Origin of the sequence: Pseudomonas sp. RL_105y_Pfl2_101, assembly GCF_963970585.1 — a bacterium.
Taxonomy (GTDB): Bacteria; Pseudomonadota; Gammaproteobacteria; order Pseudomonadales; family Pseudomonadaceae; genus Aquipseudomonas.
Genome location: NZ_CAXAPG010000021.1, coordinates 59,766 through 78,014, shown reverse-complemented (window position 1 = coordinate 78,014; position 18,249 = coordinate 59,766). Strand labels below are relative to the sequence as shown.

Sequence of the window (18,249 nt, the reverse complement as noted above, 5' to 3'; positions counted from 1 at the left end):
CCAGTTTTCAACGCAGCATTACCGAGCGCAGCAGTTTCAAAACCCCTGAGGGGTGCGGGTGTGCCAGTCAGTGTGTAACTGATACTGGTGAGCCACGTTGAGCAGGCGGCCTTCCTGGAAATACGGCGCGAGCAACTGCACGCCCACCGGCAGGCCATCGACGAAACCGGCCGGCATGGACAGGCCCGGCAAGCCGGCGAGGTTGGCGGTGATGGTGTAGACGTCTTCCAGGTACTCGGCGACTGGGTCACTGTTCTTGGCGCCGAGTTTCCAGGCCGGGTTTGGCGTGGTCGGGCCGAGGATGATGTCGACCTCGTTGAAGGCGGCCATGAAGTCGTTCTTTACCAGGCGGCGGATTTTCTGCGCCTTGAGGTAGTAGGCATCGTAGTAGCCGGCGGACAACGCGTAGGCGCCGACCATGATCCGGCGCTGCACTTCGGCACCGAAGCCTTCGCCACGGGAGCGCTTGTACAGGTCGATCAGGTTTTCCGGGTTCTCGCAGCGATAGCCGAAGCGCACACCGTCGAAACGCGAGAGGTTCGAGGACGCTTCCGCCGGGGCGATCACGTAGTACGCGGGAATCGCGTGCTGCATGTTCGGCAGGCTGATTTCCTTGATGACCGCGCCGAGCTTCTCCAGCTCTTTGACGCTGTTGTGGACCCGCTCAGCGATACGTGGGTCGAGGCCGGCGCTGAAGTACTCCTTCGGCACGCCGATGCGCAGGCCTTGCAGCGAGCTGTTGAGGCTGGCGCTGTAGTCCGGAACTGGCTCATCGATGCTGGTGGAGTCGTTCGGGTCGAAGCCGGCCATGCCTTGCAGCAGGATCGCGCAGTCTTCTGCGGTGCGGGCCAGTGGGCCACCCTGGTCGAGGCTGGAGGCGTAGGCGATCATGCCCCAGCGCGAGACGCGGCCGTAGGTCGGCTTGAGGCCCGTGAGGTTGGTGAACGCCGCCGGTTGGCGAATCGAGCCGCCGGTGTCGGTGGCGGTGGCGGCCGGCAACAGGCGCGCAGCCACGGCGGCGGCGGAGCCACCGGAGGAGCCGCCCGGTACGTGCTCCAGGTTCCACGGGTTTTTCACTGCGCCGTAGTAGCTCGACTCGTTGGCCGAGCCCATGGCGAATTCGTCCATGTTGGTCTTGCCCAACGTCACGGCGCCGGCGGCGGCCAGCTTGGCGACCACGGTGGCATCGTACGGGGCCTTGAAGTTGTCGAGCATCTTCGAGCCGCAACTGGTGCGGATGCCCTGGGTGCAGAACAAGTCCTTGTGGGCAATCGGCGCACCGAGCAGGGTACCGGTTTCGCCGTTGGCGCGCCGGGCGTCGGCGGCCTTGGCCTGGCTCAGGGCCAGCTCTTGGGTGAGGCTGATGAAGCTGTTGAGCTGCGGATCAAGCTGGGCGATGCGCGCCAGCAGGACCTGGGTCAGCTCTTCGGAAGAAAACTTTTTATCGGCGAGTCCGCGGGCGATCTCGGCCAGGGTCATGTGATGCATGAGAGGCTCTTTCCCTTTAGTCGATGACTTTCGGAACCAGGTACAGGCCGTTTTCGACCGCTGGTGCGATGGACTGGTAGGCCTCGCGGTGATTGGACTCGGTCACGATGTCGGCGCGCAGGCGCTGGCTGGCTTCCAGCGGGTGGGCCAGCGGTTCGATACCGTCGGTATCGACCGCCTGCATCTCGTCGACCAGCCCCAGAATGCTGTTCAGGGCAGAAGTGATGTGTGGAAGATCGGCTTCATTAAGGCCCAGACAGGCCAGATGAGCGATTTTTTCCACGTCGGAGCGTTCAAGCGCCATGGGATTCTCCAGTGGAAAACAAAACGGACGTAGTCTGCCCGTGTGTTAGATTGTCGGAACACTACCGCATTTCTACGGTCCAGTGCCCTGTATCACAAATACTGTTCCTTTTTGACAGCGTCTATTGCCGTCATGCTGCGTTGCCGCTTCTCGCCATCGCGGGCTATGACTCTTCGCGGCGCCTTGCCTGGCGACAATAGTCACTCGGCAAAAAAAGGAACGCATTCGCGAAACAGGGCATTGGCCGCGATTGTGGGGTTTGGTGCACAGAAAAGCGGCCAATTTAACATATTGGCGCCTTGCCCAAAATCCCTGTCGTTGTTAGAGTTTGCCGCACTTTTTTACCCACGCGTTGCCTAGGGTCCCTTTCCCATGTTCAAGAAACTGCGTGGCATGTTTTCCAGCGATCTTTCCATTGACCTGGGCACTGCCAACACCCTTATTTACGTGCGCGAGCGCGGTATCGTTCTGAATGAACCCTCGGTCGTGGCCATCCGCACCCACGGTAACCAGAAAAGTGTCGTGGCTGTCGGTACGGAAGCCAAGCGCATGCTGGGCCGTACACCGGGCAACATCGCGGCCATTCGCCCAATGAAAGACGGCGTGATCGCCGATTTTAGCGTCTGCGAAAAGATGCTGCAGTACTTCATCAACAAGGTTCACGAAAACAGCTTCCTGCAGCCCAGCCCTCGTGTGCTGATCTGCGTTCCATGCAAGTCCACCCAGGTAGAGCGACGCGCTATCCGTGAATCGGCCCTCGGCGCCGGTGCCCGTGAAGTGTTCCTGATCGAAGAGCCAATGGCTGCTGCCATCGGTGCCGGCTTGCCGGTGGAAGAAGCCCGCGGCTCGATGGTCGTCGACATCGGTGGTGGTACCACTGAAATCGCGCTGATCTCCCTCAACGGTGTGGTCTACGCCGAATCCGTACGTGTGGGCGGCGACCGTTTCGACGAAGCGATCATCACTTATGTGCGTCGCAATTACGGCAGCCTGATCGGCGAATCCACCGCCGAGCGTATCAAGCAGGAAATCGGCACGGCCTATCCGGGTGGTGAAGTGCGTGAAGTCGACGTGCGCGGTCGCAACCTGGCCGAAGGCGTTCCACGGGCCTTTACGCTCAACTCCAACGAAGTGCTCGAAGCGCTGCAAGAGTCGCTGGCGACCATCGTCCAGGCCGTCAAGAGCGCCCTGGAGCAATCGCCGCCGGAGCTGGCGTCGGACATCGCCGAGCGCGGCCTGGTGCTGACCGGTGGTGGCGCGCTGCTGCGTGACCTCGACAAGCTGCTGGCCCAGGAAACCGGGCTGCCGGTGATCGTTGCCGAAGACCCGTTGACCTGCGTTGCCCGCGGCGGTGGCCGTGCGTTGGAAATGATGGACAAGCACACCATGGACCTGCTCTCCAGCGAATAAGTTGGCTGGAACGTCTATGTTGTTCGCTCCCGGGCAGCACTTTGCAGTGCTGCCCGTTGGCGTTTATCTTCTGTCATTCGTATCCAGGCCGGTTTGATGCCGTATGAATAAAGAAAACATTTGCCTGGGAGGAGCGGCCTATTAAACCGCTTTTCGCTAAAGGCCCCTCATTGGGTGTACGCCTGCTGGTGTTGACCGTGCTCTCGGTCGCGCTGATGGTGGTCGATGCCCGCTTCACGCTGCTCAAGCCAGTGCGCAGCCAGATGTCGCTGGTGTTGATGGAGTCCTACTGGATCACCGACCTGCCGCAGCGCTTGTGGCAAGGTGTGGCCAGCCAGTTTGGCAGCCGGACCGAACTGGTCGCCGAAAACGAAAAACTCATGACCGAAAACTTGCTGTTGCAGGGGCGCATGCAAAAGCTGGCGGCCCTCACCGAGCAGAACGTGCGGCTGCGTGAGTTGCTCAATTCTTCTGCGCTGGTCAACGAGAAGGTCGAAGTGGCCGAATTGATCGGCATGGACCCCAACCCCTTCACCCACCGCATCATCATCAACAAAGGGGAGCGCGACGGCGTCGTCCTCGGCCAGCCGGTGCTTGATGCCCGGGGCCTGATGGGCCAGGTGGTGGAGTTGATGCCCTACACCTCCCGGGTGTTGCTGCTGACCGACACCACCCACAGCATTCCTGTGCAGGTCAATCGCAACGGCTTGCGCGCGATTGCCAGCGGCACCGGCAATCCGGAACGCCTGGAACTGCGGCACGTGGCCGATACCGCCGATATCAAGGAAGGCGACCTGCTGGTCAGCTCCGGTCTTGGCCAGCGCTTCCCGGCCGGTTATCCGGTGGCTACGGTCAAGGAAGTCATCCATGACTCCGGTCAGCCGTTTGCCATCGTTCGCGCGGTGCCGACGGCCGCATTGAATCGCAGCCGCTATCTGCTGCTGGTATTTAGCGACAACCGCACGCCCGAAGAGCGTGCCAACGATGCCGCCGTGGCCCAGGAAGCCCAGGACCGCCAGGGCGGCGAGTCGGCTGCGACAGCAACGCCTGCGCCTGTCCCGGTCACGGTGCCAAAACCACCAGTGCCTGCACCGGCGACGGCGGCTCCGGCCACCACGCCAGCGGCAACCCCGGCCACCGCACCCGCCGCGCCTGCCGTGAAACCGACCCGGTCGGCCAGAAACGTGTCCGCCGCGCAGCCAGCTCAGCCAGCCCGGCCCGCCGTCAAACCGCCAGCCGCCACGCCGGCCACCGCGCCAGCCTCCAGGGGAGCACGAGAAGAATGAGCAGTACCCAATCCGGTAACGGCTGGATGGTCTGGCTGACCTTCGCCATCGGCCTGTTGCTCAGTGTTTCGCCGCTGCCGCAGTTCATGGAAATCCTGCGCCCACTGTGGCTGGCCCTGTTGCTGGCCTTCTGGGCACTGGCCTTGCCGCACAAGGTCGGCATGGTCACCGCCTGGTGCCTGGGCCTGGCCGAGGACGTGCTGTATGGCACGTTGCTGGGGCAGAACGCGCTGATTCTGACGCTGATCACCTTCCTGGTGCTGTCGTTGCAACAACGCCTGCGGATGTTCCCCATGTGGCAGCAGTGCCTGGTGATCCTGGTGATCTTCGGCCTGGCGCAACTGGTGCAACTGTGGCTCAGCGCGCTGACCGGCAATCGCCAGCCGACCCTGGCGCTGATCTTGCCAGCCCTGGTCAGTGCCTTGCTCTGGCCATGGGTCAGCTTCGGTTTGCGTGGCCTGCGCCTGCGTTTCAAAATCAACTGATTCGCTCAGGATATCTACACTTTTTGATGACTCACATCCCTGTGGCCAGAGGGTTCTGTAGGCGCTGGCGAAGCCTGCGATCTTTTGATTTTGATCTTTCGCTTGCGACTCAATTGTCTGGGACAAGATCGCAGCCTCGCTTCGCTCGTCAGCGCCTACACAGTTCCTACGGCGCAGCCCGGCGGGAGCAATCTCTGGCCACAAAAGCCGGCCGCGTTAGGGAGATGTCTTGATGAAACCGCTTTACCTCGCCTCAGGCTCGCCGCGTCGGCGTGAACTGCTCACGCAGATCGGCGTGCCCTTTACCGCCATCGGCGCAGACATCGACGAAACGCCCCTGGACCACGAAACCCCTGCGGCCTATGTCGAGCGCCTGGCGCGTGGCAAGGCCGAGGCGGGGCGGCGAGCCTTGGACGCCGGCTTCGATGTCTGCGTGTTGGGCGCCGATACGGCTGTGGTACTGGACGGACGAATTCTCGGTAAGCCCGTGGACCAGGCCGATTCCATGACGATGCTCTTGAGCCTGTCCGCTCGCGAGCATGAAGTATTGACCGCCATTGCCATACTGGATGGGCAGCGTTGCCAATCCCGCGTTGTGCGCAGCCGGGTGCGCTTTCGTTCGATCACGGAACAGGAGGCGGCGGCCTATTGGGCCAGCGGAGAACCCCGGGACAAGGCCGGCGGCTATGGTATTCAAGGACTGGGCGCGGTGTTCGTGGCCGGGCTTGAAGGCAGTTATTCCGCCGTGGTTGGCCTGCCGCTGTGCGAAACCGCAGAACTGTTGGGCCATTTCGGCATACCCTGTTGGCAAACCTTGAGCGCGCGCTGAGCGCCGTCTGACTTGATGCGGCCATAATCGTGAATATGCCTGAACGAGACCCTGCCATGAGTGAAGAGATCCTGATCAACATCACACCGATGGAATCGCGCGTGGCGGTGGTTGAAAACGGTGTGCTGCAAGAGGTCCACGTCGAGCGTACGCAAAAGCGTGGCATTGTCGGCAATATCTACAAAGGCAAGGTGGTGCGGGTGCTGCCGGGCATGCAGGCGGCATTCGTCGACATCGGCCTGGACCGCGCGGCGTTCATCCATGCTTCGGAAATTTCCATGCGTGAAGGGCCGGCCGTGGAGAGCATCAGCGCGCTGGTGCATGAAGGCCAGAGCTTGGTGGTGCAGGTCACCAAGGACCCCATCGGCTCCAAGGGCGCGCGCCTGACCACGCAGCTGTCGATTCCGTCGCGCTACCTGGTGTACATGCCGCGTACCGCCCACGTTGGCATTTCCCTGAAGATCGAAGACGAAGCCGAGCGCGAGCGCCTCAAGCAGGTGGTCAGCGACTGTGTGGAAAAAGAAGGCATCAAGGAAGTCGGTGGGTTCATCCTGCGCACCGCCGCCGAGGGGGCCGGTGCCGATGAGATCCTCATGGACATCCGCTACCTGCGCAGGCTTTGGGACCAGATAGCCGCGCAGATCAAGACTATTGCCACCCCCAGTGTGATCTACGAAGACCTGGGCCTGGCGCTGCGAACTTTGCGCGATCTGGTCAGCCCCAAGATCGAGAAGATCCGCATCGACTCCCGGGAAACCTTCCAGAAAACCACCCAGTTCGTGGCCGAACTGATGCCCGAAATCGCCGACCGTCTCGAGCATTACCCCGGCGAGCGGCCGATTTTCGACCTGTATGGCGTCGAGGACGAAATTCAGAAAGCCCTGGAGCGCAAGGTGCCGCTCAAGTCCGGTGGTTACCTGGTGGTCGATCCGGCCGAAGCCATGAGTACCATCGACGTCAACACCGGGGCGTTCGTCGGCCATCGCAACCTGGAAGAAACCATCTTCAAGACCAACCTGGAAGCCGCCACGGCCATTGCCCGGCAACTGCGCCTGCGCAACCTGGGCGGGATCATCATCATCGACTTCATCGACATGGAGGATGAAGAGCATCAGCGGCAGGTGCTGCGGACCCTGGAAAAACAACTCGAACGCGACCACGCCAAGACCAACATCATCGGTATCACCGAGCTGGGCCTGGTGCAGATGACCCGCAAACGCACCCGCGAAAGCCTCGAACAGGTGCTGTGCGAGCCGTGCAGCAGTTGCCAGGGCCGCGGCAAGCTCAAGACCCCGGAAACCGTGTGTTACGAAATCTTCCGGGAAATCCTCCGCGAGGCGCGCGCCTATCAGGCGACTGGCTATAGAGTGTTGGCGAACCAGAAAGTGGTGGATCGCCTGCTCGACGAGGAGTCAGGCAATGTCGCGGAGCTGGAAGCGTTTATCGGACGCACGATTCGCTTTCAGGTGGAAACCATGTATTCCCAGGAACAATACGACGTGGTGTTGCTCTGAAGAGCTTGGGAAGCGGCGGGCCCGCGGATTTGATTGTCTTTGCCAGGGGAGCCTACTGACATGGAGCGTCTGACACGCATGACGGCGACGCTGACCCGCTGGGGGCTGGGGCTGTGCGCGCTGCTGCTGGTGTTGCTGGCGTTGTACGTCAGCCTCGGTCGTGAGCTGATCCCGCTGGTGGCCGAATATCGCGCCGAGGTCGAGACCCGGACCGCCGCCGCCTTGGGCATGCCTGTGCACATCGGCAGCCTCGACGGTAGTTGGAGCGCCCTGTCGCCAATCCTGGCGGCGCGCGACGTGGTGGTCGGTGAAGGCTCCAACGCCTTGCACCTGGATCAGGTGCGAGCCGTGCCAGACCTTTGGGACAGCCTGCTGGCGCGGCAGGTGCGCATCGCCCACTTGGAAGTCAGCGGCCTGAAGATCAGCCTCAAGGAGGGCGCCGACGGCAAGTGGGCCCTGGAAGGCCTGCCGGTGAAGGAGGACCAGCCCCTCGATCCGCAGCAACTGCTCGAGCGCCTGCAGGTGGTTTCCAAGCTCTCGGTGCTCGATAGCCAAGTGACCTTGCAGCCCCTTGAGCAACCACCGCTGACCCTCACCTACGTCGGTTTGAGCCTGCGCATCGGCGCCACCCGCCAGCGGCTGGAGGTCCGCTTGACCCTGCCTGACGGGCAGCCCGTGGCGATCAACCTGCGCACCCGTATCCGCGCCAGTAATTGGAAGAATGGCCAGGTCGAGGCGTACCTGAGCCTGCCGCAAAGCGACTGGTCACAATGGCTGCCGAAACGCCTGACCCAGCAATGGAATTTTTCCCGGATCAAGGCCGGTGGCGAGTTCTGGCTGAGTTGGGGCGGCGGTACGCTGCAAAGCGCGGTCATGCGCTTGAACGCTCCTGACATCCTGGGTGCTTACGCCGAGCGCAAGCCGGTGCAGATCCATAACCTGGCGCTCAATGGCTATTTTCAGCGTGGCGACCAGGGGTTTACCGCGACCTTCGATTCCCTGGCGATGAACCTGGGTGAAACCCGCTGGGAATCACGCCTGCAACTGCAACAGAGTGCCGCCACCGAACAGGCCGAGGAGCGCTGGCACCTGCAAGCCGACCGTCTCGACTTGACCCCGCTCACGCCTTTACTCAATGCCCTGGCACCGTTGCCCGAAGGCCTGGCGACGACCATCGACCGTCTCAAGGTGACCGGTGCCCTGCGCAACGTGCTGCTGGACTACCGGCCGCAGAACACCGGTGACCAGAAAATCAGCTTCGCCACCAACCTGGACACCGTGGGCTTTGATGCCTATCGCGGCGCCCCGGCTGCGCGCAATGTATCGGGGAGCCTGAGCGGCGACCTCGGTGGCGGCGAGCTGCGCATGGACAGCAAGGATTTTTCCCTGCACCTGGACCCGATTTTCGCCAAGCCCTGGCAGTACCTGCAGGCCAACGCCCGGCTAACCTGGAAGCTCGACAAGCAAGGCTTCACCCTGATCGCGCCGTATTTGAAGGTGCTGGGCGAGGAGGGCCGGATTGCCGGCGACTTCCTGATCCGTCTGCATTTCGACCACAGCCAGGAAGACTACATGGACCTGCGGGTCGGCCTGGTGGACGGTGACGGACGCTACACCGCCAAGTACCTGCCGGCGGTCCTCAGCCCGGCGCTGGATGAGTGGCTGCGCACGGCCATCGTCAAGGGTGCGGTGGATGAGGGCTTTTTCCAGTATCAAGGCTCGCTCAATCACGGTGCTGAGGACGCGGCACGCAGTATCAGCCTGTTTTTCAAGGTGCATGACGCCGAACTGGCGTTCCAGCCGGGCTGGCCTTCGGTCAGCAAGGTCAGCGGCGATGTCTTCGTCGAAGACAGCGGCGTACGCATCTTCGCCAGTCAAGGCCAATTGCTCGATACCCAGGTCAAGGATGTTTCGGTGAGCATTCCCCATGTACCCAGCGGGCAGAGTTCTCATCTGCTGCTGGACGGCGGGTTCGCCGGTGGGCTGGGCGACGGTCTGAAAATCCTCCAGACCGCGCCGATCGGGACCGCCGAGACTTTCGCCGGCTGGGAAGGCGAGGGCGATCTGCAAGGCAGCGTGAAGCTCGACATCCCCCTGGTCAAAGCCGAGCAACCGAAGATTCTGGTGGACTTCGCCACCGACAAGGCCCGTCTCAAACTCAGCGAACCGCTGCTGGAACTGACCCAGCTCAAGGGCGATTTCCGCTTCGACAGCAACAAGGGGCTGAGCGGCAAGGGCATCAGTGCCCGGGCGTTCGACCGGCCCGTGACCGCGCAGATTTTCGCCGAGGGCCGCGCCGGAGCACTCAACACCCGGGTCGCCGCGTCCGGGCAGGTAGAGGTCAAGAAACTCACCAGTTGGTTGAATGTCACCCAGCCGTTGCCGGTATCTGGTGTCGTGCCCTACCAGTTGCAAGTGATCCTCGACGGCGCCGACAGCCAGTTGTCAGTCAGTTCCAACCTCAAGGGCGTGGCACTGGACCTGCCGGCACCCTTTGGTATGGCCGCCAATGTCGGACGCGACACGGTGTTTCGAATGACCCTGCAAGGGCCGGAGCGGCGTTATTGGGTCGATTATGGCAACCTGGCCAGGTTCACTTACGCCGCGCCGAGCGGCAAATTAGCCGACGGTCGCGGCGAATTGTTGCTGGGTGCCGGCGATGCCGTTCTGCCTGGGGCCAAGGGGCTGCGACTGCGCGGCACGCTGTCGGAACTGGACGTGAGTCCTTGGCAGGACCTGGTGAACAAGTACGTCGGTCAGGATCCGGGCGGCAGTGCCAAGCAACTGCTGAGCAGCGTCAATCTGACCGTTGGCAAGCTCACGGCCATGGGCACCACCCTGGACCAGGCGTCGGTGCAACTGGACCGCAAGCCGAACGCCTGGGCCTTGCGGCTTAACAGTCAGCAGGCCAAGGGCGATGTAAGCCTGCCGGATGCGAAGGCCACCCCGATTGGTATCAAGCTTGATTATGTGCGCTTGCCGGCCACAGATCCGACGGTCCAGGCGGATGAAAACGCTCCGGACCCTTTGGCGTCGGTCGATCCTGGCAAAATCCCGGCCATGGATATTGCCATCGACCAACTGTTTCAGGGCCCTGATCTCATCGGTGCGTGGTCGTTGAAAGTGCGACCGACCGCCAAGGGCATCGCGCTGAGCAATCTGGACATGGGCCTCAAGGGCATGGTGTTGAACGGCAGTGGTGGTTGGGAGGGTTCGCCCGGCTCCACCAGCAGTTGGTACAACGGCCGTATTGGCGGCAAGAACCTGGGTGACGTGCTCAAGGGCTGGGGTTATGCCCGGAGCGTGACCAGTCAGACATTCCGCCTGGATGTCGACGGCCGCTGGCCCGGCTCGCCGGCGTGGGTTGCCACCAAGCGCTTTTCTGGCAGCCTCGACGCGTCACTGAGCAAGGGCCAGTTTGTCGAAGTGGAAGGTAGCGCCCAGGCGCTACGGGTATTTGGCCTGTTGAACTTCAACTCCATCGGCCGCCGCTTGCGCCTGGACTTCTCCGACCTGTTCAGCAAGGGCCTGAGTTACGACCGGGTCAAAGGGCTGCTGGTGGCGAGCGACGGTGTGTACGTGACCCGCGAACCCATTACCCTGACCGGGCCGTCGAGCAACCTGGAACTCAATGGCACGCTGGACATGGTGGCCGACCGAGTCGATGCCAAGCTGCTGGTGACGCTGCCGGTGACCAACAACCTGCCGATCGCCGCGCTGATCGTTGGCGCACCGGCGGTGGGTGGGGCGCTGTTTCTGATCGACAAACTGATCGGTGACCGTGTAGCGCGCTTTGCCAGCGTAAGATACGACGTCAAGGGGCCGTGGAAAGAGCCGAAGATTACCTTCGACAAGCCGTTTTGACAGTTCGACGCCAACTCCCTTGTGGGAGCGGGCCTGTGGGGGCAAAGCTTGCTCGCGATTGCGGTGTTTCAGCCAGCCTGTATGTTGGATGTACCTGCCTCATCGCGAGCAAGCTTCGCTCCCACAGCCGCCTCCGGCGAGGATAAAAAGAGGGAAGCTTCATGCCAGTCGCAGTGATTCAAATGGTCAGCCAACGCGATGTGCTCGCCAACCTGGCCCGCGCCCATGTGCTGCTGGAGCAGGCTGCCGCAGGCGGCGCCAGGCTGGCCGTGCTGCCGGAGAATTTTGCCGCGATGGGACGGCGGGACATTGCCGATATCGGTCGAGCCGAAGCCTTTGGTCAGGGACCTATCCTGCCCTGGTTGAAACAGGTCGCGCGAGACCTCAAGTTATGGATTGTGGCCGGCACATTGCCGTTGCCACCGGTGGACCAGCCCGAGGCCAGGTCCCATGCCTGTTCGTTGCTGGTCGACGATCAAGGCCAGATCGTGGCGCGCTACGATAAGCTGCACCTGTTCGATGTCGATGTGGCGGACAATCGCGGGCGCTATCGCGAGTCGGATGACTATGCTTATGGCGCCAACGTGGTGGTTGCCGATACCCCCGTGGGTCGGGTGGGCCTGACGGTCTGTTATGACTTGCGGTTCCCGGAGCTCTACAGCGAGCTGCGGGCTGCCGGGGCCGAACTGATCGCGGCGCCGTCGGCGTTTACCGCGGTAACCGGTGCGGCCCATTGGGAGGTGCTGATCCGCGCCCGGGCTATCGAGACCCAGTGCTACGTGCTGGCGGCCGCCCAGGGCGGCGTGCATCCGGGGCCGCGGGAAACCTTTGGCCACGCCGCGATTGTCGACCCATGGGGCCGTGTGCTGGCGCAACAGGATCAAGGTGAGGCCGTGCTGCTGGCCGAGCGCGACAGCAGCGAACAGGCGTCCATCCGGGCGCGCATGCCGGTGGCCAGCCATCGGCGCTTTTTCTCGCAGGGCGCTCGACAGCGGCCTGTCCAAGACGACGAATTCAAGGCGTAAATCATATGAGCGGGTTGTTGTCCTCAGTCAGTGAACACCTTCTAGCCCCCGGCGGCGTGACCCTCGAAAGCCTGCAAGGCGTGCTGGGCGACCTGGCCGGCCCGGGCATCGATGCGGCCGACCTGTATTTCCAGGGGCAGATCTCCGAGTCCTGGTCGCTGGAAGACGGCATCGTCAAGGAAGGCAGTTTCAACCTCGACCAGGGCGTGGGCGTGCGCGCCCAGTCCGGGGAAAAGACCGGTTTTGCCTACAGCAACGCCATCACCCTCGAAGCCCTTGGCGCTGCTGCCCGTGCGGCCCGCTCGATCTCCCGCGCCGGGCAGAACGGCACGGTCCAGGCGTTCAGCAGCCAGGACGTGGCACAGTTGTATACGCCGGATAACCCGCTGGAAGTCATGAGCCGCGCCGAAAAAGTCGAGCTGCTCAAGCGCATCGACGTTGCCACCCGTGCCCTCGACCCGCGCATCCAGCAAGTGTCGGTCAGCATGGCCGGGGTCTGGGAACGGATCCTGGTGGCTTCCACCGACGGCGGCCTGGCGGCGGACGTGCGGCCGCTGGTGCGGTTCAACGTCAGCGTGATCGTCGAGCAGAATGGTCGCCGTGAGCGCGGCGGCCATGGCGGCGGCGGGCGCACCGACTACCGTTATTTCCTCAGCGAAGACCGCGCCATGGGCTACGCCCGCGAAGCGCTGCGTCAGGCGCTGGTCAACCTGGAGGCCATTCCGGCCCCGGCAGGTACGTTGCCGGTGGTGCTGGGGTCCGGTTGGTCCGGCGTGCTGCTGCACGAAGCAGTCGGCCACGGCCTGGAAGGCGATTTCAACCGCAAGGGCAGTTCGGCCTATAGCGGGCGCATGGGGGAAATGGTCGCCTCGAAACTCTGCACCATTGTCGATGACGGCACCCTGGCCGGGCGTCGCGGCTCCCTGAGCGTCGACGATGAAGGCACCCCGACCGAATGCACCACACTGATCGAGAACGGCGTGCTGAAGGGCTACATGCAGGACAAACTCAACGCCCGGCTGATGGGCGTGGCCCGTACCGGCAACGGTCGCCGTGAGTCCTACGCGCACCTGCCGATGCCGCGCATGACCAACACCTACATGCTCGGTGGCCAGAGCGATCCGGCGGAAATCATCGCCTCGGTGAAAAAAGGCATCTATTGCGCCAACCTCGGCGGCGGCCAGGTGGACATCACCAGCGGTAAGTTTGTGTTCTCCACCAGTGAGGCCTACCTGATCGAAGACGGCAAGATCACCGCACCGGTCAAGGGCGCGACCCTGATCGGCAATGGGCCGGAGGCGATGAGCAAGGTGTCGATGGTCGGTAACGACCTGGCGCTGGACAGCGGTGTGGGCACGTGCGGCAAGGACGGGCAATCGGTGCCGGTGGGCGTCGGCCAGCCGACCCTGAAGATCGATGCGATTACCGTGGGTGGCACGGGCGCATAAGCATGTACACGATCTCTGTAGGAACCCTGTAGAAGCTGTGTAGGAGCCGTGCAGGAGCTGTGTAGGAGCTGTCGAGTGCAACGAGGCTGCGATCTTTCCCCTGCCACTTGAATCTCAAGCGAAAGATCAAAAGATCAAAAGATCAAAAGATCAAAAGATCAAAAGATCGCAGCCTGCGGCAGCTCCTACAGAGCGGATGGAACTCAGCGCAGGCCGCGTTGGGTTTCGTCCAGCTCACGGATGTACTTGAAGATTTTACGGCTCGAGGCCGGTGGCTTGTTCTGCGCCAGTTCGTGCTGGGCCTGACGGATCAGGGAGCGCAATTGCTGACGATCGGCCTCCGGGTAGTCGATGACGAATTTTTCCAGGGTGCCGTCGTCGCCTGCGATCAAGCGATCGCGCCAGCGCTCCAGGTTGTGGAAACGTTCGTTGTACTGCCGGGTGGAGGCATCGAGTTGATCGAGCAGGACCAGGATGGCGTCAGTGTCCTGATCGCGCATCAGTTTGCCGATGAATTGCAGGTGCCGTTTACGCGCGATATTCGCGGTGTGCTTGGGCGCATCGGCCAGGGCCCGACGCAGGGCGTCGGTCAAAGGCAGTTTGGCCAGCAAGTCAGGCTTGAGTGTTGTCAGGCGCTCGCCGAGGTCAACCAGAGCATGCAGCTCGCGTTTGACCTGGGATTTGCTTTTTTCACCCTCGTAGAGGGAGTCGTCGTAAGAATCAACCATGGTGGCAGTCCGCAAAGAAACGCCGCCATGATAACCAGTCGGGGGCCGCTTGTCCGGCCCGGTCGCTCGATGGCCATCACCGAAAAGAGAATTTTAGTGGAGAACACCATGAGTGCAGTTCAAAGCGTCGGCCCGCAAGCATTGCCGGCACTGCAGGAGCAAGTTGAGCAGATCCTTGCCGAGGCCAAGCGCCAGGGCGCCAGTGCCTGTGAAGTAGCGGTGTCCCTGGAGCAGGGGCTGTCGACGTCGGTGCGCCAGCGCGAGGTGGAAACTGTCGAGTTCAATCGCGACCAGGGCTTTGGCATCACCTTGTACGTGGGCCAGCGCAAGGGGTCGGCCAGCACTTCGGCAAGCGGTCCGGAGGCCATTCGCGAGACCGTCGCCGCGGCACTGGCGATTGCCAAGCACACCTCCGAAGACGAAGCCTCGGGCCTGGCTGATGCCGCGCTGATGTGCAAGGAACAGCGGGACTTCGACCTGTTCCACGCCTGGGACATCACCCCCGAGCAGGCGATCGAACAGGCACTGCGTTGCGAAGCCGCGGCATTCGAGGCTGACAGCCGGATCAAGAACGCCGACGGTACGACGCTCAATACCCACCAGGGCTGCCGGGTCTATGGCAACAGCCACGGTTTCATCGGCGGTTATGCATCGACCCGCCACAGCCTCAGTTGCGTGATGATCGCCGAAGCCAACGGCCAGATGCAGCGCGATTACTGGTACGACGTGAACCGCCAGGGCACCTTGCTGGCGGACCCGGTAAGTATTGGCCAGAAAGCCGCGCAACGGGCGGCCAGTCGCCTGGGCGCGCGGCCGGTACCAACCTGTGAGGTTCCGGTGCTGTTTTCGGCCGAGCTGGCCGGCGGCCTGTTCGGCAGCTTCCTGTCGGCGGTGTCCGGCGGCAACCTGTACCGCAAGTCGTCGTTCCTCGAGGGCGCGTTGGGCCAGAAACTGTTTCCGGAATGGATGACTATCGACGAGCGTCCGCACCTGATGCAGGCCATGGGCAGCTCGGCGTTCGACGGCGACGGCCTGGCCACTTACGCCAAGCCGTTCGTGGAAAACGGCGAGTTGGTGTCCTACATCCTCGGCACCTATTCGGGTCGCAAGCTCGGCATGCCGAGCACCGCCAATGCCGGTGGCGTGCATAACCTGTTCGTGACCCATGGTGAAGAAGACCAGGCGGCCTTGCTGCGGCGCATGGGCCGGGGCCTGCTGGTGACCGAACTGATGGGCCACGGACTGAACATGGTCACCGGGGACTATTCCCGCGGCGCGGCGGGTTTCTGGGTCGAGAACGGCGAGATCCAGTTCCCGGTCCAGGAAGTGACCATCGCCGGGAACATGCGCGACATGTTCAAGCAGATCGTAGCGGTGGGCAACGATCTGGAACTGCGCAGCAACATCCGCACCGGTTCGGTGCTGATCGAGCGAATGACGGTGGCGGGTAGCTGACCTCAGTCGCCATGAAAAAGCGCGTCATCCTCGCGGGTGACGCGCTTTTTTTGTGTTCACAAACCCCTGTGCCGAGGGAGCAATCGCTACCGCGACGATGAATTTGTGCTGCTTCGTGGTTGTGTTGGTTATTATTATCATCTAATAATAAGTCTCATTCACCGAGTGAGCCCCGGTCATGAGTTCTGCCTTGCACGAACAACCCTGCCTTGAAAACTGGCGCTGGATGAGCCGCCAGATCCGTTGCGCGATGAACCCGGACGAGCCGCGGTTGATCGAGCACTACCTGGCTGAGGGCCGCTATCTGGCCTGCTGCACCGCCACTTCGCCATGGATGATCTCCGAGACCGCGTTCCGGCTGCTGCTCGACACCGCCTCGGATGTCGCGCTGCCCTGGCATTGGCGCAATCTCTGCCTCGACCAGGCCTGGCGCCCTCTGCGTGAGCTCGAACAACAATCACTGTGCCGCTGCCGCCTCAAGCGCTGGCAGGGTCATGCCTGGGCGCTGGCGACCTGCGCCTTGGAACCGTCGATTCCTCATATTGAACTGGTGCAAGGATCTCCCGATGAGTAATACCCGTATCGAACGCGACAGTATGGGCGAGCTGCAAGTCCCGGTGGATGCTCTCTATGGCGCCCAGACCCAGCGCGCCGTGAACAACTTTCCGGTCAGCGGACAGTGTATGCCGGCGCAGTTCATCCGCGCCCTGATCCTGGCCAAGGCTGCCGCCGCCCGGGCCAACGTAGAGCTGGAACAAATCAGCGCGGCCCAGGGCAAGGCCATCGTCGATGCGTCTCTGGGATTGCTCGAAGGCCGCTTCATGGACCATTTTCCGGTGGACATCTTCCAGACCGGCTCCGGCACCAGCTCCAACATGAACGCCAACGAAGTGATCGCGACCCTCGCCAGTCGCCTGCTGGGGGAAACGGTCAATCCGAACGACCACGTCAATTGCGGCCAGAGCAGCAACGACATCATCCCCACCAGCATTCATGTCAGCGCTGCGCTGGCCTTGCGTGAGCAACTGCTGCCGGCGCTGTTGCGCCTGGTGCAGGTGATCGAGCGCAAGGCCGCAGAGGTTCACCCATTCATCAAGACGGGTCGCACCCATCTGATGGATGCCATGCCGGTGCGCCTGAGCCAGGTGCTTGACGGTTGGGCGCAACAGCTCAAGGCCAATATCGACCACTTGGAGGATGTGCTGCCGAGCCTGCAATCCCTGGCCCAGGGCGGGACGGCGGTCGGCACCGGGGTCAATGCCCATCCACGTTTCGCCGAGCTGTTCAGCCAACAACTGACGCAATTGACCCAGGTGCAATTCACCCCGGGCAAGAATTTGTTCGCGCTGATCGGCTCCCAGGACACCGCCGTAGCGGTTTCCGGGCAGCTCAAGACCACTGCCGTGTCGCTGATGAAAATCGCCAACGACCTGCGCTGGATGAATTCCGGGCCGCTGGCAGGCCTGGGCGAGATCGAGCTCGAAGGCTTGCAACCGGGCTCCTCGATCATGCCCGGCAAGGTCAACCCGGTCATTCCTGAAGCGACCGCGATGGTGGCGGCCCAAGTGATTGGCAACGACACGGTGATTACTATCGCCGGTCAATCGGGAAACTTCGAATTGAACGTGATGCTGCCGATCATCGCCCAGAACCTGCTGAGCAGCATCGCCTTGATGTCCACTGCCAGCCGCTTGCTGGCGGACAAGGCCATCGCCAGCTTCAGGGTCAACGAGGCTCAGCTCAAGGAAGCGTTGTCGCGCAACCCGATCCTGGTAACCGCGCTGAATCCGATCATTGGTTACCAGAAGGCCGCTGAAATCGCCAAGAAGGCTTATCAGCAAGGCCGGCCGGTCATCGATGTCGCCCTGGAGCATACCGACCTGACCCGCCGCGAACTCGAAGTCCTGCTGGACCCGGAGAAGCTCACCGCTGGCGGCGTGTAATCCCGGCACCTGTGTGGAGGACTCATCATGGAACACTGGAAACGTACGATCGAACGGGCCAATCGCTGTTTCATGCTGGGTGAGTTGGTAGACGCCCGCGAAGCCTACCTGCAAGCCCTGGCGCTGGCCCAGGTGTTGTTCGAGCGTTGGGCGGATGCCGACGAAGCCGTGGCCGCGTGTGTCGTCTCCCATCACAACCTGGCGGACCTGCACTTGCGCCTGAACCAGCCGGAGGAGAGCGCCGAGTATCTGTGTGCGATCCACCAAAGGTTGTTGCAGGCGATGCAGGACGAACGCTTGGCGCCGGCCCTGCGCACCGCCGCGCTGCGTCAGAGCCACAAGACCTATGTCGAACTGCTGAATTTCATCAGCGAGCACGGTGAGTACCCACGCACCCAGCGCCTGCTGCACTGCACTGCCGCTACGCCCCGGCAGCGCAATGCCCCTCTTCATCATGGAGTTCATTGAAA

The 18,249-nt window shown here is 62.5% G+C and carries 15 protein-coding genes; 12 read left to right on the top strand and 3 right to left on the bottom strand.

Going from position 1 to position 18,249, the window contains the following annotated elements; all coding sequences use genetic code 11:
• Nucleotides 1-36 precede the first annotated feature (36 nt).
• Nucleotides 37-1,488, bottom strand: a complete 1,452-nt coding sequence (gene gatA, locus AACY31_RS20150; protein ID WP_339478999.1) for an Asp-tRNA(Asn)/Glu-tRNA(Gln) amidotransferase subunit GatA — start codon at nucleotides 1,486-1,488, stop codon at nucleotides 37-39.
• A 16-nt stretch (nucleotides 1,489-1,504) separates the two neighbouring features.
• Entirely contained in the window at nucleotides 1,505-1,792 is a 288-nt protein-coding gene (gene gatC / locus AACY31_RS20145; RefSeq protein WP_003177981.1) for an Asp-tRNA(Asn)/Glu-tRNA(Gln) amidotransferase subunit GatC, read from the bottom strand.
• A 372-nt stretch (nucleotides 1,793-2,164) separates the two neighbouring features.
• Between gatC and mreB the strand changes: the two genes are divergently transcribed.
• The 8 genes from mreB to tldD all read left to right on the top strand — a co-directional run bounded on the left by mreB (nucleotide 2,165) and on the right by tldD (nucleotide 13,653).
• A complete protein-coding gene (gene mreB, locus AACY31_RS20140) occupies nucleotides 2,165-3,202 on the top strand; it encodes a rod shape-determining protein MreB (protein ID WP_002555108.1) in 1,038 nt (345 codons plus the stop codon).
• A gap of 140 nt (nucleotides 3,203-3,342) precedes the next feature.
• On the top strand, nucleotides 3,343-4,488 hold the full coding sequence (gene mreC, locus AACY31_RS20135; RefSeq protein WP_339505015.1) for a rod shape-determining protein MreC: 1,146 nt from the start codon (nucleotides 3,343-3,345) through the stop codon (nucleotides 4,486-4,488).
• Nucleotides 4,485-4,973 (top strand): rod shape-determining protein MreD, encoded by a 489-nt coding sequence (gene mreD / locus AACY31_RS20130; protein ID WP_339478996.1) that lies wholly within the window; start codon nucleotides 4,485-4,487, stop codon nucleotides 4,971-4,973. Before mreC ends, mreD begins: the two co-directional genes overlap by 4 nt.
• 232 nt (nucleotides 4,974-5,205) lie before the next feature.
• A complete protein-coding gene (locus tag AACY31_RS20125; RefSeq protein ID WP_339478995.1) occupies nucleotides 5,206-5,802 on the top strand; it encodes a Maf family protein in 597 nt (198 codons plus the stop codon).
• A 56-nt stretch (nucleotides 5,803-5,858) separates the two neighbouring features.
• Nucleotides 5,859-7,316, top strand: coding sequence for a ribonuclease G (rng, locus tag AACY31_RS20120; RefSeq protein ID WP_339478994.1), 1,458 nt, complete (start codon nucleotides 5,859-5,861; stop codon nucleotides 7,314-7,316).
• 60 nt (nucleotides 7,317-7,376) lie between these two features.
• Complete coding sequence (locus AACY31_RS20115; RefSeq protein ID WP_339478993.1) at nucleotides 7,377-11,180, top strand: YhdP family protein; 3,804 nt, start codon at nucleotides 7,377-7,379, stop codon at nucleotides 11,178-11,180.
• Between the two features lie 161 nt (nucleotides 11,181-11,341).
• Nucleotides 11,342-12,205: a carbon-nitrogen hydrolase family protein gene (locus tag AACY31_RS20110; RefSeq protein WP_339478991.1), complete on the top strand. Its 864-nt coding sequence runs from the start codon at nucleotides 11,342-11,344 to the stop codon at nucleotides 12,203-12,205.
• A 5-nt stretch (nucleotides 12,206-12,210) separates the two neighbouring features.
• Complete coding sequence (gene tldD / locus AACY31_RS20105) at nucleotides 12,211-13,653, top strand: metalloprotease TldD (RefSeq protein WP_339492350.1); 1,443 nt, start codon at nucleotides 12,211-12,213, stop codon at nucleotides 13,651-13,653.
• A gap of 203 nt (nucleotides 13,654-13,856) precedes the next feature.
• On the opposite strand, the gene yjgA is transcribed toward tldD, so the two are convergent.
• Entirely contained in the window at nucleotides 13,857-14,381 is a 525-nt protein-coding gene (gene yjgA, locus AACY31_RS20100; protein ID WP_014336624.1) for a ribosome biogenesis factor YjgA, read from the bottom strand.
• A gap of 108 nt (nucleotides 14,382-14,489) precedes the next feature.
• Between yjgA and pmbA the strand changes: the two genes are divergently transcribed.
• From pmbA to AACY31_RS20080, 4 genes are all read left to right on the top strand, one after another.
• On the top strand, nucleotides 14,490-15,836 hold the full coding sequence (pmbA, locus tag AACY31_RS20095) for a metalloprotease PmbA (protein ID WP_339478989.1): 1,347 nt from the start codon (nucleotides 14,490-14,492) through the stop codon (nucleotides 15,834-15,836).
• Nucleotides 15,837-16,014: 178 nt separating this feature from the next.
• Complete coding sequence (locus tag AACY31_RS20090) at nucleotides 16,015-16,410, top strand: FagA protein (protein ID WP_339478987.1); 396 nt, start codon at nucleotides 16,015-16,017, stop codon at nucleotides 16,408-16,410.
• Nucleotides 16,403-17,779 (top strand): class II fumarate hydratase, encoded by a 1,377-nt coding sequence (locus AACY31_RS20085; protein ID WP_339478984.1) that lies wholly within the window; start codon nucleotides 16,403-16,405, stop codon nucleotides 17,777-17,779. Before AACY31_RS20090 ends, AACY31_RS20085 begins: the two co-directional genes overlap by 8 nt.
• A gap of 27 nt (nucleotides 17,780-17,806) precedes the next feature.
• The gene (locus AACY31_RS20080) at nucleotides 17,807-18,247 is read left to right on the top strand and encodes a hypothetical protein (RefSeq protein ID WP_339478982.1); all 441 of its coding nucleotides are present in this window, start codon (nucleotides 17,807-17,809) and stop codon (nucleotides 18,245-18,247) included.
• Nucleotides 18,248-18,249: the final 2 nt, after the last annotated feature.